Source organism: Mesobacillus maritimus (assembly GCF_019749255.1).
Lineage (GTDB): Bacteria > Bacillota > Bacilli > Bacillales > Cytobacillaceae > Mesobacillus_B > Mesobacillus_B maritimus_A.
The window spans coordinates 117888-143396 of the sequence record NZ_JACWFH010000009.1; the positions used below are offsets into that span (position 1 = coordinate 117888).

The 25509-nt window shown below is 39.4% G+C and carries 25 protein-coding genes and 1 riboswitch; of the genes, 11 read left to right on the top strand and 14 right to left on the bottom strand.

What is annotated here, in order from left to right:
- Positions 1-43 precede the first annotated feature (43 nt).
- Positions 44-146, bottom strand: a riboswitch (SAM riboswitch).
- Positions 147-225: 79 nt separating this feature from the next.
- The 9 genes from H0185_RS09225 to H0185_RS09265 form a co-directional block, all read right to left on the bottom strand.
- The gene (locus H0185_RS09225; RefSeq protein ID WP_221873207.1) at positions 226-567 is read right to left on the bottom strand and encodes a hypothetical protein; all 342 of its coding nucleotides are present in this window, start codon (positions 565-567) and stop codon (positions 226-228) included.
- 186 nt (positions 568-753) lie between these two features.
- Positions 754-1065: a thioredoxin family protein gene (locus H0185_RS09230; RefSeq protein ID WP_221873208.1), complete on the bottom strand. Its 312-nt coding sequence runs from the start codon at positions 1063-1065 to the stop codon at positions 754-756.
- A 7-nt stretch (positions 1066-1072) separates the two neighbouring features.
- Positions 1073-1423 carry a toprim domain-containing protein gene (locus H0185_RS09235; RefSeq protein WP_221873375.1) on the bottom strand — a complete coding sequence of 117 codons (351 nt, stop codon included), beginning with the start codon at positions 1421-1423 and terminating at the stop codon, positions 1073-1075.
- Positions 1424-1663: 240 nt separating this feature from the next.
- Positions 1664-1903 carry a YusG family protein gene (locus tag H0185_RS09240; protein ID WP_221873209.1) on the bottom strand — a complete coding sequence of 80 codons (240 nt, stop codon included), beginning with the start codon at positions 1901-1903 and terminating at the stop codon, positions 1664-1666.
- 144 nt (positions 1904-2047) lie between these two features.
- Entirely contained in the window at positions 2048-2428 is a 381-nt protein-coding gene (gene gcvH, locus H0185_RS09245; protein ID WP_221873210.1) for a glycine cleavage system protein GcvH, read from the bottom strand.
- A 93-nt stretch (positions 2429-2521) separates the two neighbouring features.
- A complete protein-coding gene (locus H0185_RS09250) occupies positions 2522-2884 on the bottom strand; it encodes an arsenate reductase family protein (RefSeq protein ID WP_221873211.1) in 363 nt (120 codons plus the stop codon).
- Between the two features lie 202 nt (positions 2885-3086).
- Entirely contained in the window at positions 3087-4874 is a 1788-nt protein-coding gene (locus H0185_RS09255; protein WP_221873212.1) for an acyl-CoA dehydrogenase family protein, read from the bottom strand.
- Positions 4875-5071: 197 nt separating this feature from the next.
- On the bottom strand, positions 5072-6247 hold the full coding sequence (locus tag H0185_RS09260; RefSeq protein WP_221873213.1) for an acetyl-CoA C-acetyltransferase: 1176 nt from the start codon (positions 6245-6247) through the stop codon (positions 5072-5074).
- Positions 6248-6466: 219 nt separating this feature from the next.
- A complete protein-coding gene (locus H0185_RS09265) occupies positions 6467-8851 on the bottom strand; it encodes a 3-hydroxyacyl-CoA dehydrogenase/enoyl-CoA hydratase family protein (RefSeq protein ID WP_221873214.1) in 2385 nt (794 codons plus the stop codon).
- Between the two features lie 220 nt (positions 8852-9071).
- On the opposite strand from H0185_RS09265, the gene H0185_RS09270 reads away from it, so the two are divergent.
- Complete coding sequence (locus H0185_RS09270; RefSeq protein ID WP_090743131.1) at positions 9072-9203, top strand: YuzL family protein; 132 nt, start codon at positions 9072-9074, stop codon at positions 9201-9203.
- Positions 9204-9334: 131 nt separating this feature from the next.
- Here the strand turns inward: H0185_RS09270 and H0185_RS09275 are convergent, their stop codons facing one another.
- The 3 genes from H0185_RS09275 to H0185_RS09285 all read right to left on the bottom strand — a co-directional run bounded on the left by H0185_RS09275 (position 9335) and on the right by H0185_RS09285 (position 11501).
- The gene (locus tag H0185_RS09275; RefSeq protein ID WP_221873215.1) at positions 9335-10249 is read right to left on the bottom strand and encodes a proline dehydrogenase family protein; all 915 of its coding nucleotides are present in this window, start codon (positions 10247-10249) and stop codon (positions 9335-9337) included.
- Positions 10250-10444: 195 nt separating this feature from the next.
- Positions 10445-10687 (bottom strand): YusU family protein, encoded by a 243-nt coding sequence (locus tag H0185_RS09280; protein ID WP_221873216.1) that lies wholly within the window; start codon positions 10685-10687, stop codon positions 10445-10447.
- A gap of 1 nt (position 10688) precedes the next feature.
- Complete coding sequence (locus H0185_RS09285; RefSeq protein ID WP_221873217.1) at positions 10689-11501, bottom strand: IucA/IucC family C-terminal-domain containing protein; 813 nt, start codon at positions 11499-11501, stop codon at positions 10689-10691.
- 186 nt (positions 11502-11687) lie between these two features.
- Here H0185_RS09285 and H0185_RS09290 point away from each other — a divergent pair, with 186 nt between their 5' ends.
- From H0185_RS09290 to H0185_RS09300, 3 genes are read left to right on the top strand one after another with little or no spacing between them, the layout of a single operon-like run.
- Complete coding sequence (locus H0185_RS09290; RefSeq protein WP_221873218.1) at positions 11688-13271, top strand: spore germination protein; 1584 nt, start codon at positions 11688-11690, stop codon at positions 13269-13271.
- 24 nt (positions 13272-13295) lie between these two features.
- Positions 13296-14384, top strand: a complete 1089-nt coding sequence (locus H0185_RS09295) for a GerAB/ArcD/ProY family transporter (RefSeq protein WP_221873219.1) — start codon at positions 13296-13298, stop codon at positions 14382-14384.
- Positions 14381-15457: a Ger(x)C family spore germination protein gene (locus H0185_RS09300; protein WP_221873220.1), complete on the top strand. Its 1077-nt coding sequence runs from the start codon at positions 14381-14383 to the stop codon at positions 15455-15457. Before H0185_RS09295 ends, H0185_RS09300 begins: the two co-directional genes overlap by 4 nt.
- Before the next feature lie 73 nt (positions 15458-15530).
- On the opposite strand, the gene H0185_RS09305 is transcribed toward H0185_RS09300, so the two are convergent.
- Positions 15531-16700 carry an FtsW/RodA/SpoVE family cell cycle protein gene (locus tag H0185_RS09305; protein ID WP_221873221.1) on the bottom strand — a complete coding sequence of 390 codons (1170 nt, stop codon included), beginning with the start codon at positions 16698-16700 and terminating at the stop codon, positions 15531-15533.
- Between the two features lie 412 nt (positions 16701-17112).
- Here H0185_RS09305 and H0185_RS09310 point away from each other — a divergent pair, with 412 nt between their 5' ends.
- The 6 genes from H0185_RS09310 (at position 17113) to H0185_RS09335 (ending at position 21828) form a co-directional block, all read left to right on the top strand.
- Positions 17113-18036 (top strand): substrate-binding domain-containing protein, encoded by a 924-nt coding sequence (locus tag H0185_RS09310; RefSeq protein WP_221873222.1) that lies wholly within the window; start codon positions 17113-17115, stop codon positions 18034-18036.
- Positions 18037-18052: 16 nt separating this feature from the next.
- Positions 18053-18925 carry an ABC transporter substrate-binding protein gene (locus H0185_RS09315; RefSeq protein ID WP_221873223.1) on the top strand — a complete coding sequence of 291 codons (873 nt, stop codon included), beginning with the start codon at positions 18053-18055 and terminating at the stop codon, positions 18923-18925.
- A 206-nt stretch (positions 18926-19131) separates the two neighbouring features.
- Complete coding sequence (locus H0185_RS09320) at positions 19132-19833, top strand: ABC transporter permease (protein WP_221873376.1); 702 nt, start codon at positions 19132-19134, stop codon at positions 19831-19833.
- Positions 19826-20560 carry an ABC transporter ATP-binding protein gene (locus H0185_RS09325; protein WP_221873224.1) on the top strand — a complete coding sequence of 245 codons (735 nt, stop codon included), beginning with the start codon at positions 19826-19828 and terminating at the stop codon, positions 20558-20560. The genes H0185_RS09320 and H0185_RS09325 overlap by 8 nt, the downstream gene beginning before the upstream one ends.
- 259 nt (positions 20561-20819) lie before the next feature.
- A complete protein-coding gene (locus H0185_RS09330) occupies positions 20820-21575 on the top strand; it encodes a (S)-benzoin forming benzil reductase (RefSeq protein WP_221873225.1) in 756 nt (251 codons plus the stop codon).
- A gap of 97 nt (positions 21576-21672) precedes the next feature.
- Positions 21673-21828 carry a hypothetical protein gene (locus tag H0185_RS09335; RefSeq protein WP_221873226.1) on the top strand — a complete coding sequence of 52 codons (156 nt, stop codon included), beginning with the start codon at positions 21673-21675 and terminating at the stop codon, positions 21826-21828.
- 124 nt (positions 21829-21952) lie between these two features.
- Here the strand turns inward: H0185_RS09335 and H0185_RS09340 are convergent, their stop codons facing one another.
- Positions 21953-22987: a ThiF family adenylyltransferase gene (locus H0185_RS09340; protein WP_221873227.1), complete on the bottom strand. Its 1035-nt coding sequence runs from the start codon at positions 22985-22987 to the stop codon at positions 21953-21955.
- A gap of 340 nt (positions 22988-23327) precedes the next feature.
- Here H0185_RS09340 and H0185_RS09345 point away from each other — a divergent pair, with 340 nt between their 5' ends.
- Positions 23328-25169: an aldehyde ferredoxin oxidoreductase family protein gene (locus H0185_RS09345; RefSeq protein ID WP_221873228.1), complete on the top strand. Its 1842-nt coding sequence runs from the start codon at positions 23328-23330 to the stop codon at positions 25167-25169.
- The last annotated feature ends 340 nt before the right edge of the window (positions 25170-25509 follow it).

The following is a 25509-nucleotide window of genomic DNA, read 5'->3' on the forward strand; positions in this document are numbered from 1 at the left end:
TATAAAACAAAAAACCGCTTCCATAAGAAGAGGTTTTATTCTCTTCTTATCTTCCAGAGTTTTCACTCTGATGGATTTAGCACCGTGTGTGTTAAACCGGTTGCCGGGCTTCGTAGGGCCATTCCCTCCGCCACTCTTGATAAGAAATAACCTATTAAATTAATCTGATGATAGCACCCTACAAAGGTCTACGTCAATTAATATTAGATAATTTAAAAAACTTTCTCACAACCTGCTCTTTCCTACTAAATAAAAGACAGATTCCAGGAGTAATTTATTACGGAAGCTACCCACAACTTGTAATTCATCTCGGATAGCCCCTTCTCTAAGTTTTAAACTTCCATCAAGCAACAACGAAATAACATCCGAATCCCCTTGAATTTTCACCTTCATCGGTTTCTTCTCCATCATAATTGGGGACATGGAAACCATTCCGTTATCTATATAAATGGAACAGCTTTCCCATTCATTTTCGATCGTAAGTACTAATTTAACTGTGTTTAATAATTCAAAGATATGCTTTTTATATTCTAGATTTTTCACAAAATACTCAATTAACTCTTTCACACCGAACGCCTCCTATTACTAGGTGAGTTCTGCATGAGTCGGAGGATTCCTTTAAGTATCCTTCGACATTAACATAGGTAATTCTACTCGCTTTTACATAAAAATAGACAATACCCTTATTAAGTATGGCATTGTCTAAAAATTTCCCGAGAAATATGTCAGATTTTTAGAGGAAATAATGGGGAATTAAGCTAGATGGGATTTGATTTTCTCATGTAAATAGGGGACAGATTGAAAGGCAAAGATGGTTTCCATCACCTGACCATTTTGAATAATGAGCAAGCATGGGACACTTTTCACTTCGAATTGTTCGGCCAATGCGGGAATATAATTCAGATCGGTTCTACCTATTTTCATGTTGGGGAATAATTTAGCAATGACCTCCAACATTTTTCCAGCCATTTGGCATGTCCCACATATTGGGGTATAAAAATAGACAAGTCCTGTTTCTTTGTTTTGTATAAATAGATCAATGTCTTCTTTTGACCAATCTGTCATTTTCTAGTCATCCTTTTTCCAAATACTCAGCATGTACATCAATATTTGCCCCTAATAAAACGGTCGCAAGATGTTTTTCAGGAGCAGTAGCAACTTCCCGATAGGTTTTATCGATATATAAATGACTCGCTTCAGGGAATTCTCGCTTAAACTGTTTTCTTAATTTTTCTCCAGAATCATCAGCATCAACAAGAATGTAAACATCTTTAAAAAACAAGTCTTCAATTAGTTCATCCAGCTTTGAAACCCCAATGGTCCCATTGGTACAAATAATGTCTACCGGTTCATTTAATATGCTCTGAATCTTTTTTTTGTCTGATGAACCTTCCACAATGATTACTTTACTCCATTCATCCATCATATAAACCACCGCCAAACTGCATTTCTTTATTCTATTTTCATCATTGCAAAAGAGATTGTGCATTTAAACTAACTTTATACCTATTTTCACGTTTTTAGAACAAGAATGCAAAACATATGTCTTAAATTTGGAAAAGTTCATCGAGTGAATTTTCGCTAACCCTTCTAATCGCTTTTTCATGTTCATAAGGGATAAAACATGAAGCAAAAACAGCGGACGGATTCCGCTGTTTTTGCTTCAACACCAGCCTCCTTCATCACAGTCCGTATAGCGTGGTTCATCCTGGCCTGGTACTGAAACATGCTGATATATTTTTTGTTGATCTGTTTCGAAGTGGTGTTCTAATTGTATTTGACTGCCTTCGGGCAGAGTGATTTTTCCGACTTTGTTATTTTCAAGGTAGAGTTCGATTTCTCCATTATTTAGTTTCCCTGTTATCCGATCTGTAACATCTAACTTTTTTGACTCTAATGTCATCTTTATCACCTCACCTTTTGCTGTATGTTTATTCTGTCCGATAAATCGATTAGGAAAAATGGTAATTAACGGAGAAAGGATCATTGCTGTTTCACGCGTAAAAAAAAACAGCATCTCCTATATAAAGGATGCTGTTTTTTCATTTTATTCTTTAATCATTTCTTCATATTGTTCAGCAGACATAAGCTTATCTATTTCCCCTGCATCTGCTGGCTCAACAATAACCATCCACGCCTTTTCGTAAGGAGACTCATTAACAAATTCAGGGCTATCATTTAATTCTTCATTAACTTCAACCACTTTACCACTTACAGGAGCATAGAGTTCTGAAACTGTTTTAACAGACTCAACGCTACCGAATGGCTCATTTGCAGTCAATTCATCGCCAACTTCAGGTAGTTCAACAAAAACAATGTCGCCTAGCTCTGATTGTGCAAATTCTGTGATTCCAATTCTGACTTTGTCGCCTTCTGTTTTTACCCATTCATGCTCTTCTGAATAACGTAGTTCTTTTGGTGTTGCCATAACTAAATCCCTCCAATTTGTATGTATATCTTACTCTCCTAGGGTGAGCGTAATCCCTCAACCATGGGTAGTTACGAACCGATAACTAAATGCCTATTTATTAAGCCAAGCCTGTTCATAGGCGTCTTCTTTAAAACCAACGGTTACATGCTCACCGTCCGTTAATAAAGGTCGTTTAATTAACATTCCATCCGAAGCTAACAGTTCTAGGAGCTCAGAATCACTTGCTGTTTTAATTTTGTCCTTTAGCCCAAGTTCACGATATTTTTGACCACTTGTGTTAAAGAATTTTTTTAATTCAAGCCCACTTTTTTTATAAAGGTCCTCTAACTCTGCCTTTGATGGAGGATTTTCCACAATATGTACTTCCTTGTATTCCAGTTCCTTGGAATCTAACCACTTCTTTGCATTTCGGCATGTCCCGCATTTAGGATACCAATAAAAAGTCAATGACATTCTTTCCACCACCCTATTTTTTAATATCCACTATTTATCCCTTTAAACGGATATTACCATAGACGAACCATGAAATTCTATTAATGCGTGTCCTATTAACAGGATATCTTTTTATAGAAACAAGTTCAAGCCCCTCCCATTGCCGGCAGGGGCTTGATTAACTGATTTCATTCACTCACACAAGTTGTGAATTAGAATACATTTAAACGGTGAAACGTTCTGCTTCGATTAATTTATCAGCTGCTTCACGCTTCTTCGGAATTACATTGATTGGCGTGTAACGAGTAAGTTTACGGAATGCAGACAACAGCATACGGAGAGTATCTCCTTCTTCAGCTGCAACAAGCGTTTCTTTTGCATCGTGTTCGATTTTGATGAAAGCTTCTTGACAGAAGATTTCTGTGTAAAGTACTTTTTGCTTGCTCTTTTCAAGACCTTCTTTTTGAATGGCCTTTTCAGTGCGAAGCACAACGGATTCCATTGCATACGTTTGGGAAACGATATCTGCAATATTCACAAGGATTTCTTGCTCTTTATCAAGCGCTTTGCCGAATTTTTGAGCAGCTAATCCCATTGCTAGTAATGCAATTTTCTTAGCATTGGCAACTAAGTACTTCTCTTGTGCTAATGGCTCAGTGCCTGGCTCTTCTGGCATCATCATCATTAACTCTTCTTGTAGTTGCTGTGCTTTTTGGAATAGTGGTAATTCGCCTTTAAATGCTTTGCGCATATATGTTCCTGGAACTAACAGACGGTTAATTTCATTTGTTCCTTCAAAGATACGGTTGATACGCGCATCACGGTAAGCACGCTCGATTTCATACTCTTGCATGAAGCCATAACCACCATGAATCTGAACGCCTTCGTCTACAACATGATCAAGGGTTTCAGAAGCAAACACTTTATTTAGTGAACATTCAATTGCATACTCAGCAACAGCTGCAGCTACCTTATGACCATCATTTAAATCTTCTGCACTCATCTGACCCATGCTGTCTTCGTAAAGACCAACTGTACGGTAAACAGAGCTTTCTGTTGCATAGATTTCAGAAGCTAGAGTTGCTAGCTTTTCTTTCGTTAGGTTAAATTGTGCAATCGGAGTCTTGAACTGTTGACGCTGATTTGCGTATTTTACAGTAAGATTAAATGCCTTTTTAGATCCACCGATTCCACCAACACCTAGCTTATAGCGGCCAATGTTTAGGATGTTGAAGGCAATCATATGCCCTTTCCCTGGTTCAAATAGAAGGTTTTCTACTGGTACTGGAACATCTTCAAGAATCAATGTACGTGTAGAAGAACTCTTGATTCCCATTTTCTTTTCTTCTGCGCCTGTAGATACGCCTGGGAATTCACGTTCAACGATGAAAGCAGTGAATTGCTCACCATCAATTTTTGCGTAAACAACAAATACATCAGCAAATCCTGCATTTGTAATCCATTGTTTTTCTCCATTTAGGATATAGTGAGTGCCTTCTGCATTTAACTTAGCAGTGGTTCTAGCTCCAAGTGCGTCGGAGCCTGAACCTGGCTCGGTAAGAGCATAAGCAGCGATCTTTTCACCAGTCGCTAGAGCTGGTAAATACTTTGCCTTCTGTTCCTTATTTCCGAAAAGGACAATTGGTAAGGAGCCAATCCCAACGTGAGCCCCGTGAGAAAGCGAGAATCCACCTGATCCAGACATTTTTTCAGTGATAAGGGAAGAACTGATTTTATCAAGTTCAAGTCCACCGTATTCTTCAGGAACATCTGCACCAAGTAAACCAAGTTCACCTGCTTGTTTTAGTAATTTGACGGTACGGTCAAATTCATGATTTTCAAGATGCTCAATTTGTGGACGGACTTCGCCTTCAACAAAATCTTCCGTTGTCTTGGCAATCATAATTTGTTCATCAGTATAATCTTCCGGAGTGAAGATTTGATCTGTTGTTACTTCCTCAATTAAGAAACTTCCACCTTTAAGGACTTTCTTTTCTGTTGGATTTGCCATTGCTTATTCCTCCAATTCATTCTTTTATTTACACGAATTAACCTAGTCTGTTGGCTTTCTCTCTAGGTACACGATTCCGTGGGAGTGCCGGAGGTCATCCCCTGTGGGGCTCCCCTACCCGTACTCCCGCAGAAGTCGATTGCCTTCCGCTTTAATCAACATAAGTTAAATGAATTAAATGCCTATATTTATAACATTTATATAAGCTCAAATACTCCTGCAGCACCCATTCCGCCACCAATACACATCGTTACAACTCCAAATTGAACATTACGACGCTTCATCTCGTGGATAAGAGATAACGTCAGCTTGGCGCCTGAACAGCCTAGCGGGTGTCCTAAAGCAATAGCTCCGCCGTTTACATTGACAATTTCCTCATCAAGCCCTAGATGCCTGATAACCTGAATCGATTGTGATGCAAATGCTTCATTTAATTCGAACAACCCTACGTCGGAAAGTTCAAGACCTGCAAGCTTTAATGCCCTTGGAATCGCCACAATTGGTCCAATCCCCATTACTTCAGGTGGCACACCACCAAGTGCAAATGAACGGAACTTTGCCATAGGAGCTAATCCTAATGAATCTGCCTTTTCGCGGTCCATGACCATGACTGCAGCTGCACCATCACTTGTTTGTGAGGAGTTACCAGCCGTTACAGATCCAGTTAAAGAGAAGGCTGGACGTAACTTTCCAAGTACATCGATAGTCGTACCCGGACGAACCCCTTCATCCTGTGTAAATTGGAAGCTTTTTTCGACCAATTTGTTGTCTGCGCCGACAGATCGTTGAGTTACATCAACCGGAACAATCTCATCAACAAATTTGCCTTCTTGAAGGGCCTTAGTTGCACGCTGATGACTTCTCACAGCAAAAGCATCTTGCTCTTCACGAGTAATTCCGTATTTTTTCGCAACAGCTTCTGCGGTATGCCCCATTCCCATATAGTACTCTGGTGCTGTTTCAGCAAGTTTAGAGTTTGGACGCATAACATGACCAGTCATTGGAATCATGCTCATAGACTCCGCTCCACCAGCAATAATAGTATCCGCATGCCCTAGCATAATTTTTTCTGCTCCGGTTGCAATGGTTTGAAGGCCAGATGAACAGAATCGGTTCACCGTCATGGCTGGGACCTCATACGACAAGCCAGCGAGTGCCCCTATGTTGCGAGCCATGTTCAACCCTTGCTCTGCTTCCGGCATTGCACAACCGATAATTAAATCATCTATATTTCCCTCATAATTGCCTGCTCGCTTCAAGGTTTCCTTTACAACAAGCGCTCCAAGGTCATCTGGACGAACATTGGCTAGCGACCCCTTCTTCGCTCTTCCGACCGGGGTTCGAGCTCCGGCAACAATTACCGCTTCTCTCATTCCATTCCCTCCAATTCGTATTAAACGCTTCAGCGCCTTATGTCCCAAGCTAAAAATTTTTGCTCTGACTCTAGCAGGGACAAACTTATAGAAGGATTAGATTCAATTAATCTCTATGAATCTTATTCATAAAAATCCATTCTAGAATGCGTTATCGCATCGTTAGGCACTGAAGTTCAGTTAAAAATCCTTCTTATTTAGTAAACTAGTAAACTTGAGTTAGTTACGAAGTGGCTTCCCTTTAACGAGCATATGCTGCATACGCTGTTGCGTCTTCGGTAGAGCTACTAGGTTAATAAAAGCTTCTCTTTCAAGGTTCAGCAAGTAATCTTCATCCACTTCGGTACCATACGGAACCTTTCCTCCTGAAATAACATAAGCAACTTGCTTTGCGATTTCAAAGTCATGTTCAGAAATAAACCCTGATAAACGCATTCCATCCGCACCTAATAGTAGAGTTGCATAACCCGGTTCGCCAACAACAGGAACCTTTTTACGGGCTGGTGCCGTATATCCACTGTTATACAGGTGCAAGACCGCTTGTTTCGCATCATATAGCAAGTGGTCTCCATTTACACTTACCCCATCAGACTTTCCAAGGAAGTTATTATCGCGTGCTTCTTCACCAGAAGTTGAGGTTTTGGCCATCGCAATGGTTTCAAACACTTTGTTTGCTACCTGCTGAAGGTCAAAGTCAACTCCATTTGGAAGTCCTTCAAGATGTTTGATGTATAGTTCTTTGTTACCGCCCCCACCTGGAAGGAGACCAACACCAACCTCAACTAGACCCATATAAGTTTCCATTGAAGCTTGGATATGCGCTGCTGGGAGACATACTTCTGCACCCCCACCAAGAGACATCCCATGTGGTGCTGCTACAACCGGTTTTGGACTATATTTGATTTTCATCATCGCTTGTTGAAATTGGCGTACAGTCATATCTAATTCAAAATAATTATCATCTTGAGCTTCCATTAGCATCATTGCCAGGTTTGCACCTACACAGAAATTCTTACCCTGGTTCCCAATGACAAGCCCTTTATAGTTTTTAGCTACTTCATCAATTGAGTAATTAATCATTTGGATGACATCCAGACCGATCGAATTATTCGGTGAATGGAACTCAAGTAAAGCCACTCCATCGCCAATATCAATTAGGCTAGCGCCAGCGTTCTTTTTAATAACACCCTTTTCAGCTTTCACTTGCTTTAAGTCAATGATTTTTGGATTGACTTTGATTGCCTTATATTCACCATTGCTGTAGAACGATTTAATTCCGCCTTCCATTTTATAGAAAGAAGTGTGCCCGTTCGCTAGCATTTCTTTAATCCATGCAGGGACAACCGTTCCCTCTGCTTCCATTTTTAAGACCGATTGTTCAAGACCGATTGCATCCCATGATTCAAAAGGTCCCATCTCCCAACCGAAGCCCCATTTCATTGCATTATCAATGGAAACAATATCATCAGCAATCGTGCCTAATAATTCAGCGGAATAGATGAATACCGGACTGAATATGTTCCATAAAAGCTGCCCTGCACGATCATCTGCATATATAAGCGCTTTCATTTTATTGGCAGTGCCTTTTTGTTGTTTACTTGCTTCAACGGCTGCAGTTTTTAATTTCTTACGAGGACCATATTCAAGCGTATTGGGGTCAATCTCGACAATTTCTTTTCCTTGTTTAGCAAAAAATCCTTGACCTGATTTACTACCTAACCATCCTCGATTAACCATTTCTTTCATAAACCCAGGAACTTCAAACACTTCTTTTTCCACACCATCTACTTGTTCATAAACGTTGTTTGCAACGTGATAGAAGGTATCTAGTCCTACCACATCTAAGGTACGGAATGTTGCACTTTTCGCACGACCAATTAGTGGTCCTGTTACAGAATCAACCTCTCCAACGCTGTAGCCGCCGTTTAGCATTTCACGTACAGTTACGAGTAAACCATAGGTTCCAATGCGATTTCCAATGAAATTTGGTGTATCTTTTGCTTCAACAACACCTTTTCCAAGATGGTCCTCTCCAAACGTTTTAATAAACGATAGAACATCAGGATCTGTATCTTTTGTTGGAATCACTTCTAGTAATTTTAAATAGCGTGGCGGATTAAAAAAGTGCGTACCTAAGAAATTCTTTCTAAAGTCCTCAGATCTCCCCTCCGCCATTGCTTCCACTGAAATACCTGATGTATTTGAACTAACAATACTGCCTTGCTTTCTATACTGATCAACGTCTGTAAATACCTTTTTCTTAATATCAAGGTTTTCCACAACAACTTCTATAATCCAATCTACTTCATTCAATCTGTGCATGTCATCTTCAAAGTTCCCTGCCTCAATTAATGCTAGGTTCTTTTTCGAGGCAAGTGGGGCAGGCTTCTGTTTCAAAAGCTTTTTAAGCGCTCCCTCACTAATACGATTGCGGACTTGCTTATTTTCTAATGTCAATCCCTTTGCCTTTTCTGACTCAGTCAATTCACGAGGTACAATATCAAGAAGTAAAGTTGGGATTCCAATATTCGCCAAGTGTGCAGCAATTCCGGACCCCATTACTCCTGAGCCTAAAACAGCCGCTTTTTGGATTTGTCGCATCAAATCTGTCTCCTCCTTTGACAAATGGTTTGAATGAATACTCATTCATTTTCGGACGAAAAAAATATCCAGAATGAGTTCTGCTATTACTACTATAAAATATTTGAAAAATTTACGCAATATGTACATAACGAAAAAAATAAAATTTTTTGATTTTTATTTTAAAATTGTAATTTTACTTGAAACCACCTTGAATGGATATGCTACTAACGGGGGTGAAAAGATGGCTAGATTGAAGAAAGATCCTTCAAAAAGAGGCGTCAGTGCAGCTAGTGTAAAAGGGAATGCTGGGCCGACTGTCGAGAACGACGGCGGTGGTAAGGTAAATAGCCAAAACAACCAGTATAAAAAATAGTCAGAGATCATTTGAGTGAAATAATATTAACAGGCTGGTCGCATCTACCAGCCTGTTCCTACAAACTGAGTTTTAACTTAGACATGGTCCAGATACAGCCACCTATCAGGTATTTAGTGACCTTGGGCAACTTATTTAAACATGCCTTTTATCAGAAATTGAAGGTTTGCGGGCCTCTCAGCAAGCCTCCTCATAAAATAACCAAACCAATCGGTCCCATACGGAACGTAGACCCTCATTTTGTAGCCTTCATCTTTAAGTTTTTCGTGGTACTCAGGTCTAATGCCATAAAGCATCTGAAATTCAAACTGTTCAACAGGGATGTCATGTTCCTTTACAAACTTCTTCGTATACTCGATGATTTTGTTATCATGACTGGCTACGGCTGTATAGTGACCATTTAATAAATGAATCTTTATCAGCTTTTTTAATTGTTCATCTACATCCTTTTTATTAGGATACGCTACATCTACAGATTCTTTATAAGCGCCTTTTACTAATCGCAGATGGGGTGCGTAGTCATGAAGTGCTTGTAAATCTTGCTTCGCTCGGTAAAGATAGGCTTGGAGAACAGTCCCGATATGATCTGATTCGCTCCGCAATTGTTTAAAAATATTTATCGTCTTTTCGTACCTAGAGTAGTCTTCCATATCTATGGTGACAAACACATCGTTCCATTTCGCAATGCGGAGAATCCGTCGCATATTTTCAAGTACCAGATCTTCGGATATATCTAACCCCATGGATGTTAATTTTACGCTTAATTGTGCATCTAATTTCTCATGTCGTATTGCCTCAATAGTCTTTATTGACTGGTTCACTCGTTCCCTCGCTTCTGCCTCCGATTCAACAAATTCTCCAAGAAAGTCAAGGGTTACCGAGAGACCCTTCTTGTTTAACTCTTTGATGACAGTAATAGTCTCTTCTAGGTTTTTTCCTGCAACAAAACGAGATGCACCCAAACGAAATCCATATTTCTTTGCTAACCTTGTAATCATCCGATTATTGGATAAAAACAGAAAAAAGTTCCTTAACCATTTTTCCATTGTCCACACTCCTTTTAGCAAAATAGCCTTATCGAAGCGCTTACATTTTTTGAAAAACTGTAATTACGACCCCCCACTCTTTTGAACGCTATTGCTGTATATTAGTCCTTCTCTATATAAATATAAATATCGCCTGTTTAGTGTTCTTTATTTTCATAATCAATTAAAAAAACCATCACATGGATGGTTTTTTGATTATTTCTTTCGGTTAAGTTCATTCAGTTCTTTTATTTCCTTGATTACTTGCATGATATCCTCTTTTGCATCTGGATAGCTTTGGTTCCAATGTTGTGCAAGTGGGGGCATTGATTTTGCTATGTGATTGTAAATAATCCATGCTTTTACCTTCTCTTTATTTTCACTTGAAGGCTCACCGATTAGTAATTCAGTATATTTCTCTAACAAGCCATCAAGTTGTTCCTGTAATTTTGCTTTCACGTCAATTCCTCTTTCCCGTGTTAAATTGCTTGCAGTAAAGTGGACATGTGTTGCAATAGGTCCGTTTTGCTCCAAGCTGATAGGTAAAACAACAAGTTTTGCGTATCCGAATGCTCTCGTTTAAAGCTGATAAATAGACTGGTTCCGTATTATATCTCTGCAATGGGTTCCGCTCATATGGTCCAAAAAGCTTACCTGGAGCTTGATTGACAATAAAATCATAGTCTTCATAAGCAAGCGATTCTGGCTCAGAATCTAGAAGCTTTTCGTACAACCAATGTAAATAGACAGCAATATTTTCCCACAAAATAGATTTAGAGATATTTCCTTGTGTTGTTAAAGTGTTCAAAACTGGATTCATAATATCCCTGAATAAATGTTGGATGGCTTGATCTCGCCAATGAGTTCGGTCATTCCCTGTATATTCTTCAATTGACAAATCCTTAAAGTAATACTCCGGCAGCCAATTCCCTTCCTTTTTAGAGCTTTGGATATACAAAGAGTCTAAGGAGAAACAGAGACGCTTGTTCCAGGAGGATAAGGCAAATAAGTATATGCCAACGACAAATGCAAAATGTTTCATGAACACAGAGGCTGTTACTTTTAAATTTGGGGCATTCAATTCCACTTTTACCTCTTCAAGAAACGTCTGCATTGGCTCTTTTGATACAAGATTGCTCATCAGGGTTACTGAACTTCCTTGTTCAAGTTTCGGGGTATACCTGAATTTTAATAACTCAGCAATTTCTTGCTCAGATAATTTACCGTACACTGAATCTTTCACCCTCTCGTAAAATGCGACGCTCCTTTTCATAAGATGTTTCACTTCCTTCGAACATCCTTCCGCCCCCCGCATTCTAATAATATCTAGTAGTTCTAGTCTAACATAACAGGATAATCTATAAGGCATATTCATGCACTTATTACAAGTTACAAGACTTCAACATAAAAATAACAAGTTTGGTAAAAATAAGGACAAACTTTCGAAGTGGTGAGGGATATGAGCATTTTCTTTAGGAGACGCAGACGTCAGAAAGAGCAAGACGATAAGGAGCAAAAGAAGCAGCCTAGCTCAAAGGGGAACGCTGAAAAAGATAAAGATAAAAATAAAGATGATGAAAAAGCTAACAAACACGCTGAAGAATGGGAAAAAGAACTCTCCAAATCAACTGATTATCAAAAAAAGGATTATATTAATCGAAAAACAGGAAAAAAGTTTATTTTCACCTTTATTCCTACGCTTGTTGAGGAAAAGGTTTTGGATAATAACGCTTTGCCTCCTTTACTTGAGGAAGAGTTTCTTAAAATCATTGATGTAAAAAAACTGCTTCCTATCGCTGATGTTGAAGTTTCTAGCGATACCAAAAAAATAGCACAAAAGCTACTTGATGGATATGTCTTGCTGACACTTGAAGAAGACACAAGAGAATTTGCCTTCTTCTCTGCAAAAAAAACGGTAGTCAGATCTGTTACATCCCCTGAAATAGAATTCAGTGTTATTGGACCAAAGGAAGCGTTTGTTGAGTCTATCGGGGATAACCTAAACATGGTTCGCACTCGTTTGCCTGTTAAAGAATTGATTATTGAAGAATATACCGTTGGGAAGTTATCAAGGACGAAAGTGGCCGTAATTTATATCGACGGGATTACAAATAAGGAAATTATCAATACTGTAAAACAACGAATTGACGATATTGTAAAAGATGAAATAGCGGATAGTTCCTATTTCACCCAGCTTATTGCGGATAATGGAAATTCTCCCTTTCCACAGCTACTTGATTCGGAAAGACCTGACAGGGTAGCTTCTAGTCTTGCAGAGGGGAAGGTAGCCATAATCGTAGACGGTTCCCCTCACGCCTTAATTGGTCCAACTTCATTAACGGAGTTTTTTAATGCCTTTGAAGATTATTTTTTAAACTGGATACTAGCAACTTTTATTAGAATGATCCGCTTGTTTGCTGTCGTTTTCTCGATTATGATTACCCCCCTTTATGTGGCGGTGGTTACGCATCATTATGAATTAATTCCAAAAGACTTATTGGTTACCCTGGTTGCCTCAAGGCGGGTTGTTCCTTTCCCTCCAGTTCTAGAAGCTTTGTTCCTAGAAGTAACGATTGAGCTTTTAAGAGAGGCAGGAGCCAGACTTCCTACAAAAGTCGGGCAAACAATCGGTATCGTGGGCGGTATTGTTATTGGAACAGCATCAGTTGAAGCAGGACTTACGAGCAATGTTCTCTTAATCTTCATCGCACTGTCTGCTCTTGCCTCTTTCACGACACCTGTCTATCAAATGAGTAATACCATTCGTTTGTTACGCTTTCCCTTTCTTTTTATGGCCGAGATATGGGGAATACTCGGGATGACAATTGCCTTTAGTTTTTTAATAGCCCATTTGCTTCGGCTTACGTCGCTAGGACTTCCATATATGGAGCCTGTTTTTCCGCTAAGACTTCATGACTTTAAAGATGCATTATTTCGCTTGCCCTTTAGTAGTCAATCAAAGCGTCCGACGTTTCTTAGAACAGGTGATTCAAGCCGATTTAGTAAAGATAAGGCTAAAAAGAAAAAGGACATTGATGAATAATTTTAGAAGGCAGGAGAAGATTTCATGCAACAATCCATTCCAGAGAGTCTAAAGATCTCCCCATTCATGGCAGCATTTGTGGTTGTTTCGATGCAAATAGGAATAGGTGTCCTTGGGTTTCAGCGAATAATCTCAAAAGATGCAGGATATGATGCCTGGATGTCCGTTATTGGGGCTGGACTAGCTGTTCATATCATTGTATGGATGATGTATAAAATTTGCGAGGGAGTAGATGGGGATGTCATGGCAGCAAATATATTTGTTTTTGGCAAAACCATTGGCAACAGTATTAATACACTTTTTATAATATATTTTACAATGACCTGCTTAACTTTGCTCTCTGGTTTAATTGAAGTCATCCGTACATGGATGTTTCTATCCATGCATCCCATTTTCTTTGCTTCCGTCTATTTACTTTTAGGGATTTATATTGTGAATGGTGGGTTTAGAACAGTAGTTGGTATTTCCTTATTTGGGATTGTTGTTCCCGCTTATTTACTATTTTCTTTTCTTGCCCCCATTAGGTACGGTGACTTTACAAACTTGTTACCGATTTTTGACCATACCCCGGTTCAAATGCTGAAGGGTGCTTATAATATGACCCTTACCTATCTTGGTTATGGTGTTCTGTTATTTATTTATCCTTTTATTAAAAAACCTAAAGAGTCAAAAAAGTGGGTTCATATTGGACTCACGGCGACGATGATTTTTTATACGCTATTAGCTGTCATTACCTTTGCCTATTTCCCTATCTCCTTGCTACAAAAATCGATTTGGGCAACTCTAGAGATGTGGAAGATTGTAAAGTTACCTTTTATTGAAAGATTTGAGTATTTGGGGCTTGCCAATTGGGCATTAATTATTCTCCCTAATGTGGCAATCTCCTTGTGGGTGGCGAGTCGTGTAGCAAAACGGGTCTATCATATTAGTCAACGGAAAGCGGTACTATTTATTGCTGCTGTCGTATTAATTTGTGTTTTAATGTTAGATTCCCGGGAAAGGATAAATATTTTCCATGACCTACAGGCAAAAGCAGGTTTCATCCTAGCCTTTATTTATACTCCCTTCCTGTATATCTTACTGCTTATTAAGAAGAAGGTGAACGCGAAGTGAAGGTAACTCGTATCCTATTAACCCTACTCATGTGCTGTTTACTCTTAGTTGGATGTAACCCAAGGTACGAAAGAAAGGTTATTGATGATATCAATATTGCCACTGGTATGGGCATCGATAAAAGTGGTGATCAATTGAAAGGAAGCATCATGATTCCTGTTTTCAAAGCAGACAAGTCGATGGAAAATTTCCTGTTTACGGCTAAAGGAACGATTATGAGAGATGTGGCAGCGCAAATGCAACAAAAAGCATCACAGCCAATCTTTTCTGGAAGCATGGATGTGGCCTTATTCGAAGAAGTAGTGGCCCGGGAAGGAATCGTGCAGGTTCTTGATGTCTTTCTGCGTGACCCTAGCGTTGGCGCAAGAGTCCATCTAGCGGTAGTGGATGGAAAAGCTCAAGAAATTTTTGAAGGCAATTACGGAGACCGTGGAAATGCACAATACTTAAAGGATTTAATTGAACATAATATGGAGGGAGGAAATCTGCCTTTAACGAATCTCCATAGTTTTTTGTTTAACTTTTACCAACAAGGGAAAGATCCATATTTACCCTATCTTAAACAAGAAAGCCCTGAGTTAGTGAACATAACGGGCATTGCCATCTTTAAGGACGAGAAAGTAATCGATATTCTTCATGAAAATAAGATGTTTTATTTTAAGCTCCTTGTTGACAAATTTTCAATGGGGCAAGTTAAGGTGAAGGAAGAACATGGAGAAGCTACTGTTAAAAGCATAACATCCGATACAAATATGAAATTAACCAAAAGGAAGCCATATGAAATTACAGTTCAGATTAAACTAAAAGGCCTCCTGACTGAGCACGAAGGAACTCGTTTAGAAAAAAACGAGGTAAAAGACATCGAGAAAGAATTGGAAAAACAAATTAACAAAACTTGCCTGAAATTGCTTGAGGATTTTCAAAAACAAAAGGTTGACCCTATTGGAGTGGGACACTTTGTCAAAACAAAGACTCGCAATTTTAATTTTGAAAAGTGGCAAACTGACTACCAAGATGTTACATTTAAGGTCTCTACCAACGTAAGGATTCTTGAGGTTGGGGTTGTGGAGTGAGTGGAGTTAGTTGCAATAACTATTAACAGTAAAGAGCAATGGTAGCTTGTACCATTGCTCTTTCTTGTGCTCTTTAGTCTGAGGTAGAGAACATGTACTTTTTATAATGATAGCGAATGGAGAAGATTAAACTGATGGCTAACATATTCCCCATCAGTGAGCTTCCTCCATAGCTAACAAATGGAAGCGGAATCCCGGTAATTGGTAAAAGACCAATCGTCATGCCAATATTTTGAAAGACATGGAAAGTAATCATACTAATGACGCCAACACAAAGGTAAGAATAGAAATCATTCTTGGTTTCCATGCCTACTTTGGTGATTTGATAGATGAGCAAGAAAAACAAACTGATTAAGATACTTGCTCCAACAAATCCAAATTCTTCCCCAACAACACTAAAAATAAAGTCAGTATGGCTTTCTGGCAAGTAGACATCCCTTACGCCGTACCCCTTACCTGTTGTTTCTCCTGAACCTATAGCAAGTAACGACCTCGTTAACTGAAACCCAGTAGTACTCTGGTAGTTATAAGGATCAAGCCATGAATAAATTCGCGCAAATTGATACTCTCTTACACCCAGATACTTTTCTAGGACCTCTGGGTGCCATAGAACGAAGTAAAAAATCCCACCCACCAAGGTAACCCCAGCAGTAAGGATCGGCATAAGGATTTTCCATGAAATGCCGGAAATAAAAATCATTCCAAACATAATCGCAAGGAAGACTAGCGAGGTTCCTAAATCTTGTTTAATAACTAGCGCTAATGGAAGAAGAGTGACGAGACCAATTTTTATTAACAGCCAAAAATCTGTTCCGATTGTTTTCATCGTGTTTTTCTGGTGATGATCATAGATGATTCTAGCCAATCCCAAAATGATAAAAACCTTCATAAACTCGGAAGGCTGAATCGACCCTACTCCAGGAAAAACAAACCAGTTTTTTGCTCCATTGATGACTGGGGCAATACTTGACGGTGCAACGATTAGAAATCCTAATGCGGCAATCCCTAAACCATATACATACCACGTTAATTTTTTTAGTTGGTCAGAATCAAGTCTAATGACAACACTAATAATACAGATTCCAACCACATACCAAACAATTTGTTTTGCTAAAAATTTTTCTCCATATTGACCAGTAGATTGAGCACTATAAATGGAGATGCAACTAGCTAAAAATAGTAAAAACAATATTAAGACCAGTCCATAGTCAACCCTAGAATTATTATTTTGATTCGAAGTCATTATTTTTTTCCCCTTTTAATGAGGTTGTTGTTTGTAAGTCTGCTTTCGTAACAATTGTTGCTAAAATCAAGAAGCCACATTTGGCGGATGATTGCTAGTTTTTCATACCGTTTACAAGCTGCTACTCGTAAATTAAGGCAATATTACAGCTGAAGAACAAAGTTTTGAGAAAGAACTGTACAATACTTCATTATATTTTTTCTGAGCAGAAATAACAACTTCTAGTTTAGGATTGGTTATATTTCACTAGATTATTTAGCCTTTATTTTAGTATTATTATTGTATAAATGTGACTATTTTGTGAACTACATATCACAAAACTTAATAATACTTAACGTTTTTGATATTTGTCACACTTCTTTAAGTCATAATCGTTTATTTTAGAATTATATCGTCAAAGGTGGTGAACAAAATGCAAGATGTTACATATACGGCGGATGAAATTGCTTCTATGTTTAAAATCTCCAAACATACTGTCTACGAGCTGATAAAGCGAGGTGACTTAAAAGCCTTTAAGGTAGGAAATAAAATGCGAGTCGAGCATGTGGAGGTAGAGCGCTACAAACAACTGAAAGCATCCACACCAATTAGTGGAAGCGCTGCCCCTACTCCATTCTATCAAAAATCTTATACCTTAAAGCTCGCCGGCAGCCATGACTTTCTTGTCGAGCATCTCGTCAAGTATGCTGCAAATGAATCAGCTGGTCTTGCGATTCAACCTAGCTATATTGGAAGTCTCGAAGGATTGATGATGCTATATCGTGCTAGTGCAGATATTGCGGCAATCCATTTACTAGACCCGAACTCGCAAGAATACAATCTCCCTTTTATTCGTCAATTATTTGTACACGAGCCCATCACAGTGATTCGATTAGCTTCACGAGAACAAGGGTTAATTGTGGCAAAAGGGAATCCGAAGAAGATTGTCAGCGTAGAGGATTTTACACGGAATGATCTTTCGATTGTCAATCGCCAAAAGGGAGCAGGTACCCGTTTCCTACTTGACTCTTTTCTAGCAAATAAAAATATTAGTCCGATATCCATTAGAGGCTATGAAAATGAAGAATGGACTCACCTTGGTGCTGCCTCGCATGTTAGCCGTGGCTCAGCGGATGTAGCCTTCGGAATTAAATATGCTGCCCGTCAGCTTGGACTTGATTTTATCCCCGTAACGAACGAAAAGTTTGACCTGGTTCTTCGCTGGACAGAAGAAAACAAGGTTGCACTTGAACACTTACTAGATTTAATTCATTTCACCACCTTTAAAGATAGCGTCCTTGAACTTGAAGGCTATGATGCAAGTGAGTTTGGAAAAATCATTTACAATTTTCAATAACTTGGAGGAATTGCACATGAAAAACAAATTTCTATCGATAATGTTCATATTATCTTTAGCCTTGATGACAGCATGTTCCAACTCAGATACAGAGAAGGCTGAAGCCCCTGAAGGAGCAAACGAACCAGAAACAACTAAAGTAGATCGAACAGATTTGATTCTTGCAACAACCACTAGTACTCAAGATAGCGGTTTGCTTGATGAACTAATTCCAATGTTTGAAGAAGAAAATCCTTATAAAGTGAAAACAATCGCTGTTGGAACTGGACAAGCACTTGAAATGGGTGTAAAAGGTGAAGCAGATACACTGCTAACCCATGCACCTGCTTCTGAAAAAGAGCTTGTTGATAATGAAGACGTCTTAAACTATCAACAAGTTATGTATAACGACTTTGTTGTTGTAGGGCCAACAGCTGATCCAGCAGGCGTCAAGGGACTTTCCACAACTGAAGCCTTTGCAAAAATTTTCGAATCACAATCAGTCTTTGTCTCACGTGGAGATGATTCTGGTACACATAAGAAAGAATTACAGTTATGGGAAGAAGCCAGCCTAACCCCTTCTGAAAATGAAGCTTATCTTGAAACGGGACAAGGAATGGGAAACAGCCTTCAGGTCGCTGCTGAGAAACAAGGGTATATTTTGACAGACCGCGCGACCTACCTTGCTCAAAAGGATACACTTGGAGAATTCGAGGTGCTGGTTGAAGGAGACGACAATCTTCTTAATATCTATCACGTAATGGAAGTAAACCCAGAAAAAAGTGATATGATCAATGTAGAAGGTGCAAAAGCATTTGTTGAATTCATGATTGACGAAGATACACAAAGTACCATTGCTGAATTTGGAGTAGAAGAATACGGCGAACCTCTTTTCTTCCTTTTTGAATAAGCTGTTTTCTAAATCTTTGCTAATAAAATAGGACTGTTGGAGCGAGGTTTGCATTGCAAAAATAGTGTTTATTCAAGAGAATAATAGTTTACAAACTTAGCATGAAAGACAAACTAGCTTTTTTGGGTTAAATCAGCTTAGGATTTTAATCACGAAGCCTTGAATACTTGCTTGAACTGAAACTAACAAGGAAAGTTTGATTGCGGATGGATTTATTAATTGAAGGATTAAAAAAAGCCATAGAATTGATCCTTGCTGGGGATCCGATTATTGCAGAAATCACCTTAAGGACCCTTAAGGTCTCCTTAACGGCAATTATCATCAGCATGATTGTTGGCATCCCCGCTGGCATGGTGTTAGGGCTGGTTCAATTTCCTGGAAGAAGGCTCATTCTTGCACTCGTAAATATTGGCATGGGCTTACCACCAGTAGTTGCTGGTCTTTGGATTACCTTGCTTTTATGGCGTTCTGGCCCGCTTGGGGAGTATTCCTTACTCTATAGTGAAACAGCCATAGTTCTTGCTCAGACTTTAGTCTCTTTACCTATCATTACAGCCCTAACGGCTACAGCGTTTCAACAGATTAGTGAAAAAATGATTCTACAGGTGAAAGCCCTAGGAGCAACACGCCTTCAATTAGTATGGATTTTGATGAAAGAGTGTAAACTAGCCATCCTTGCGGCCATTATCGCTGGCTTTGGCAGAGTCATTGCCGAGGTTGGAGCGGCAATGATGGTGGGTGGAAATATAAGTGGCCAAACTAGAATTCTCACCACTTCTATCGTCATGGAAGTGTCAAAGGGAAATTTTGATATCGCCTTAGCCTTGAGTTTTATATTGATGACTCTTGCCTTCTTGATTACCTTTTGTCTTACTTATTTACAACAAAGGAAGCGATCCAATGAATAACCCTTTAATTACTTTGGAGAATATTGATGTAAAAGCACGGGATAAACGCATTTTATCCATCCCCTCTTTTGAACTCCAAAAAGGGGAAATTCTTGGTTTGATGGGACCCAACGGTGCCGGTAAAAGCACTTTGTTGAAAACTTTAGCATTGTTGGAACCACCCCAAGCAGGCACCATCAAGTTCCAAGGCGAGTTGGTTTCTGATCGGTCCTCACTTGCTGTGCGCAGAAGGATTGCAGTCGCTTTGCAGCAATCCCTTCTACTCGATACCAGCGTCTATCAAAATGTTGCTATGGGGCTAAAGATTCGAAACAAACCTCGAAAAGAAATTAAAACCCAAGTTCATTACTGGCTAGACATCTTTAAAATTAGTCACCTAGCAAAAAAGCATGCTTATCATCTTTCAGGAGGTGAGGCCCAGCGTGTTAATCTTGCACGTGCCATGATTATACAGCCCGAGGTGCTCTTTCTTGACGAACCCTTTTCTGCACTAGATTTCCCAACAAAAGTACAGCTTTTGAAGGATATAAAATCTGTCGTCGAAGAGACCAATACAACCACGGTTTTCATTAGTCATGATTTAATGGAAATTAAATACTTTACGAACACCCTCGCCATTTTAATTGGCGGTGAAATAAAACAACATGGTCCAACAGAAGAAGTGTTATCCTTCCCAAATAGCGCTTCTTCCACCTTCATTGGTGAATGGAACCACCTCTTATCTTAGATCTTTTTAGTGCTCCGGTATTTCGGAGCACTCTTTTTATGGAGTGAATGTGAAACCTCTGTTTCAATCTTTGTCGTAATTGCAGATAAAGAATGAAAATAGCATTCTTAGTGAGAAAAAAACTACCTATGCATAAAATAGCTTCTTACCCCATTAGGACTTTAGGAACAATCTTTATAAAATACAGCCAAGGGAAAATAATTTCATGTTTTTCTTTCGATGTGGTTCAATAAAACTATAGAATTTTGGAGGGATGATAATGAAATATGCGATTATCACTGGTTCATCACGGGGACTTGGCGAGGCAATTGCCAAAAGGATGCTAGAAGAAAAGGTGAAGGTCATTGGTGTGGCAAGAAGCGAAAATGAAGAATTTAAAATGTTGGCTAAACAGCTTGGAGGCGAATATCACTTTTACCCGTGCAACCTAGCCTCGACAACTGAAATACGTTCTGTCTTCCATGAAATTTCAGAGCTAACTTTTAATGAGCAAACCGAACAAGTTTATTTAATCAATAACGCCGGAATGATAGAACCAATTGAAACAGCTGGTCAATTAGATGACCACGCAATAGCAACGAATGTTCAAGTCAACCTAACCGCACCAATACAAATTTCCAATCTTATTTTAAAAAATGCAAGCGAATCTAAAACTCCACTTACGATTGTTAATGTCACCTCAGGAGCAGCTGAACGTCCTGTTCATGGCTGGAGCCTTTACTGCAGTACAAAGGCTGGAATCAATATGTTTACCAAAACTACTGGCTTAGAGCTAGAAAATCAACAAAGTCAAATGAAAGTGATAGGCTATAGCCCTGGTATCATGGATACAGAGATGCAGAGCACGATTCGTTCTTCTTCTGAAGAGGCCTTTGCTGAACTAGATACGTTTAAGGGCTACAAAGAAAAAGGCATGTTAAGAACCCCAACTGTTGTCGCAAACGCGCTTGTTCTCCTTATGTTAGAAGGAAAAGTTGATAACGGTAAGATCTATTATGTGAATGATTTGATTTAACCACCTAGACACAATAAATTTATAGGCCTTTTTTGGATATTATTTCATTGACGAGAAAAACTATAAACGAAGTATGTTACAAGGGGGTTTTTCTTAGATGACAAAGAAGGTTAATAAAGGTAGTAAAAATCAAAATTCACCAAAAACTCAACATCAAATGGCTGAGTTTTCACAAGAGCTAATGACGAGCGGTGACAACAGTAAAGGCAACAAACATAATAAAGATCAGAACGATAAAACCGACAGAGATTGAATACATGTGGATACAAAGAAACCGACATCAGAAATGCCGGTTTCTTTTTCTATATAGTTGTGAATAGTGTGAATAATCTGTTGGTATCTCGTAGATACCCCTCAATTTTTGTGGATAACTATCGTCAACTTCCTGAATACTGTGAATAATATTTCCTCGCTTGAGTTATATCATCCACACCATGAACAAGAACTCTTCCATCTTTGAAAAAAACCATTGAAACCTGATCATCTGGATAAAACCTCAATAAGAAAGAATTGACCTTTACCTTCCTCACACCACCTTGCGCTAATCTTTTCGCAAGTGCAGGTAAATCAAATTGCTGCACATTCCGTGGGTTGATTTGAACAGTGTCCCGGCCACAAAGAACGGCATAAGCAGTTTGCTGATTTGAGGACCTATCAAGAAATTCAAACTGGCGATGAACACAAGTGGGACACTCAGGGTTCCTTCCCTCCGAAATATCCATTTGCAAGGTAGATGAAAACCAAATATCCAGCTGTTCTAGATTGGGGTTATGTTCTGCGCCTACTAGCAATTTTATTGCCTCAACTGCTTCAAAGGAGCCTATTATATCTGTTAAGGGCGATAATACTCCGATTGTATCGCAGGTTTCACCTAATCCTGTTGGAACCTCCGGAAAAAGGCATCGATAACATGGGGTTTCTCCGGGCTTAATGACCGCAAACATCCCCCTTGAGGATACCGCTCCTCCGTATACCCAAGGAATTCCTAATTTTACGGAGATATCATTAATCACATACCGAGTGGAAAAGTTATCGGTTCCGTCGACAATCACATCAAATCCTGTTAAAAGTTCTTCTGCATTGTCCAAATTAAGATCAGCAATGATTGGCTCTACTTTTACTGTCGAGTTAATTTTCTTAAGCTTTTTTTCGGCGGCAATCACTTTTGGAAGGTTTGCTGCAGCATCATCTTCATCATAAAGCGACTGACGCTGCAAATTAGAGAGTTCTACCAAATCCCGATCAATCATGCGGACATAGCCCACTCCTGAGCGAACCAGATGGTTTGCAATAATCGTCCCTAATGCCCCCATCCCAACGATAACTGCACGGCTATTTAAAAGTTTCATCTGGCCTTCTTCCCCTATTGGTTTAAAAAGAACTTGCCGTGAATACCGATTCAAATCGTTCATACTATCCCTCATTTCTGTCTTTACAAGAGTCTTTTTCAACCTTTGTTCTTGAATTGGATTAAAACAGCTTTCACTAAAAAGGAGCCTGTTAGTTATGAGAAAAGAGCGTCTAAACTTCCTAAATATACGATAAAGGTTTCTTACGTAAAAATCGGTTTTAGGATTTTACACCCCATTGCAAAAAGCTTGAGTTCCTTTTCATTTGGTTTTGTTTGTATTTGTTTAGTTTACATTAAAAATATTCGAATTATTTAAAATAAGCAAGAAATTTCCTGAGATACCATATATAATTAAAGATAGTCATAGTTTTTTTAATAAATAGAAAGAGGTGGCAAAATCAATGAATCTTGGCGGTTTTATGAACAAAGAAGTTTTAGTAGACCTAACGAATGGGAACGTTAGCTACAGAGAACTTAATGAAGAAGATGCTAGAAAATACATTGGTGCTCGTGGTCTTGGGGTTAAATACCTTTTAGACAATGGTCCAGATGTAGAGCCCTTCTCTGAAGAGAATCTTTTGTGCTTCATGACTGGTCCTGTAACTGGTTCACGTTCTTCGATGAGTGGCCGGATGGCAGTTGTGACAAAATCTCCTCTCACGCAAACAGCAACAGACTCTCATATTGGTGGCTGGACTGCAGCTCGCTTAAAATGGGCTGGTGTTGATAACATCATCGTAAAAGGGAAAAGTGATAAGCCTGTCTATCTTTACATAGAGAATGGTCAGGCAGAGCTTCGTGATGCCGCTCACCTATGGGGGAAAGGCACAAGAGAAACCGTTCAAATAATGAAAGATGAACATGGCGAGGATAACCTAAGCGTTTTAACCATTGGTCAAGGTGGAGAAAACAAGGTTCGATTTGCAGCCTTTATCAACGAACATGACCGTTCTGCAGGTCGTGGGGGTACGGCAGCTGTTGCTGGCTATAAAATGTTGAAAGCCATTGTCATTAAAGCAGCGCAAAAAGGAAATATGCCTGTTCCTAAACTAAAGGATGAAAATAATAAGGCGAACCGCAAGGCAGTTAAAGCGATTCTTGAAGGTGGACTGACAGCCCCTAAAAAAGGTGGTTTATCTGTTTATGGTACGAATGTACTTACAAACCTAATCAATGAAGTGGGAGCGCTACCAACAAAGAACTCTCAATTCACTCACTGGGATCAAGCTGAAAAGCATAGTGGGGAATACGTAAACAAGCATTTACTTGTTTCTAATAACGCCTGCCACGCTTGCCCTGTTGGCTGTAAAATTGAAGTAGAAGTAAAAGATGGAAAATATAAAACAAGAGTAGAAAGCTTTGAATTTGAATCTTCCTGGTCATTAGGCTCAAACTGTCTTTTAAGCGATGCTGAGGCAATTGCTTACTTGATTGACCGTTGTAATGAATATGGTCTCGATACAATTGAGCTTGGTCATGCGTTTTCCGTCACAATGGAAGCATATGAAAAAGGTCTTATCTCTGAGCCACTTAAATGGGGCGACGCCGATGCGATGATTGAATTAACAAGGAAAATTGCTTTCCGTGAAGGCTTTGGTGGCGTTCTTGCTGAAGGTCCTGCGCGCGCTACGGCGGAATGGGGAGCACCTGAACTTTCCATGTCTGTTAAAGGGCAGTCCATTCCTGCCTACGACCCACGTGGAATTCAAGGAATTGGCCTTGGCTATGCAACAAGTAACCGTGGTGCCTGTCATTTACGCGGATATACGGTCGCAAGTGAAATCGCTGGTATCCCTGAACCAACAGACCGCCTGAAAGCAGAAGGCAAAGGCGAATTGCTTAAAACTTTCCAAGATATGCTTGCATTTGGTGATTCTATGGATATCTGTAAGTTCTCTTCTTTCTCTGAAAATGCAGAGCACTACGCGGAGCAGTACAGCACAATGACCGGTGTGCCAATGACAGCAGACGATGTCATGCTAGCTGGGGAAAGAATCTACAACCTCGAACGTTATTATAATAACCTTGCTGGCTTTGACAAGCGCGATGATGACTTCTTGCCAAAGCGTTTCACTGAAGAGCCTGCTTCTGGAAACAGTACAGGATCTGTCAGCCGCATGGATATCATGCTTGAAGAATACTACCAAGTTCGTGGCTGGAAAGATGGAGTGGTTCCAGCTGAAAAGCTTCGTGAACTAGGCATTCTTGCAGAAGAGAACCCAGCACCGACTGAAAAGCAGTAAATTAGTTCTTTGTCACCAAAACACATTGGGTTACTCCCAGTGTGTTTTTTTAATGGTAGAGATGACTGATTTTATAAGGACTTTGAATCATGATGGATTGGCTGTTTACCATAAGGCGCTCTCATAGACATTTCGTTGAGGATTCCTGCTATTTTGTCCTTGAGACGGGGTCTCATAGACATTTCGTTGAGGATTCCTGCTATTTTGTCCTTGAGTCGGGATCTCATGGACATTTCCTTGAGGATTCCTGCTATTTTGTCTTTGAGTCAGGTTCTCATGGACATTTCGTTGAGGATTCTTACTATTTTGTCCTTGAGACGGGGTCTCATAGACATTTCGT

What these genes read in the sequence shown, in the direction of transcription:
- gcvH (WP_221873210.1), bottom strand. Translation starts at nt 2,428, where the DNA reads ATGGCAACACCAAAAGAACTACGTTATTCAGAAGAGCATGAATGGGTA.
- H0185_RS09235 (WP_221873375.1), bottom strand. Translation starts at nt 1,423, where the DNA reads ATGGATGAATGGAGTAAAGTAATCATTGTGGAAGGTTCATCAGACAAA.
- H0185_RS09320 (WP_221873376.1), top strand. Translation starts at nt 19,132, where the DNA reads ATGGATTTATTAATTGAAGGATTAAAAAAAGCCATAGAATTGATCCTT.
- H0185_RS09315 (WP_221873223.1), top strand. Translation starts at nt 18,053, where the DNA reads ATGAAAAACAAATTTCTATCGATAATGTTCATATTATCTTTAGCCTTG.
- H0185_RS09295 (WP_221873219.1), top strand. Translation starts at nt 13,296, where the DNA reads ATGCAACAATCCATTCCAGAGAGTCTAAAGATCTCCCCATTCATGGCA.
- H0185_RS09305 (WP_221873221.1), bottom strand. Translation starts at nt 16,700, where the DNA reads ATGACTTCGAATCAAAATAATAATTCTAGGGTTGACTATGGACTGGTC.
- H0185_RS09285 (WP_221873217.1), bottom strand. Translation starts at nt 11,501, where the DNA reads ATGAAAAGGAGCGTCGCATTTTACGAGAGGGTGAAAGATTCAGTGTAC.
- H0185_RS09290 (WP_221873218.1), top strand. Translation starts at nt 11,688, where the DNA reads ATGAGCATTTTCTTTAGGAGACGCAGACGTCAGAAAGAGCAAGACGAT.
- H0185_RS09275 (WP_221873215.1), bottom strand. Translation starts at nt 10,249, where the DNA reads ATGGAAAAATGGTTAAGGAACTTTTTTCTGTTTTTATCCAATAATCGG.
- H0185_RS09250 (WP_221873211.1), bottom strand. Translation starts at nt 2,884, where the DNA reads ATGTCATTGACTTTTTATTGGTATCCTAAATGCGGGACATGCCGAAAT.
- H0185_RS09240 (WP_221873209.1), bottom strand. Translation starts at nt 1,903, where the DNA reads ATGACATTAGAGTCAAAAAAGTTAGATGTTACAGATCGGATAACAGGG.
- H0185_RS09270 (WP_090743131.1), top strand. Translation starts at nt 9,072, where the DNA reads ATGGCTAGATTGAAGAAAGATCCTTCAAAAAGAGGCGTCAGTGCAGCT.
- H0185_RS09340 (WP_221873227.1), bottom strand. Translation starts at nt 22,987, where the DNA reads ATGAACGATTTGAATCGGTATTCACGGCAAGTTCTTTTTAAACCAATA.
- H0185_RS09330 (WP_221873225.1), top strand. Translation starts at nt 20,820, where the DNA reads ATGAAATATGCGATTATCACTGGTTCATCACGGGGACTTGGCGAGGCA.
- H0185_RS09345 (WP_221873228.1), top strand. Translation starts at nt 23,328, where the DNA reads ATGAATCTTGGCGGTTTTATGAACAAAGAAGTTTTAGTAGACCTAACG.
- H0185_RS09255 (WP_221873212.1), bottom strand. Translation starts at nt 4,874, where the DNA reads ATGGCAAATCCAACAGAAAAGAAAGTCCTTAAAGGTGGAAGTTTCTTA.
- H0185_RS09230 (WP_221873208.1), bottom strand. Translation starts at nt 1,065, where the DNA reads ATGACAGATTGGTCAAAAGAAGACATTGATCTATTTATACAAAACAAA.
- H0185_RS09310 (WP_221873222.1), top strand. Translation starts at nt 17,113, where the DNA reads ATGCAAGATGTTACATATACGGCGGATGAAATTGCTTCTATGTTTAAA.
- H0185_RS09335 (WP_221873226.1), top strand. Translation starts at nt 21,673, where the DNA reads ATGACAAAGAAGGTTAATAAAGGTAGTAAAAATCAAAATTCACCAAAA.
- H0185_RS09260 (WP_221873213.1), bottom strand. Translation starts at nt 6,247, where the DNA reads ATGAGAGAAGCGGTAATTGTTGCCGGAGCTCGAACCCCGGTCGGAAGA.
- H0185_RS09325 (WP_221873224.1), top strand. Translation starts at nt 19,826, where the DNA reads ATGAATAACCCTTTAATTACTTTGGAGAATATTGATGTAAAAGCACGG.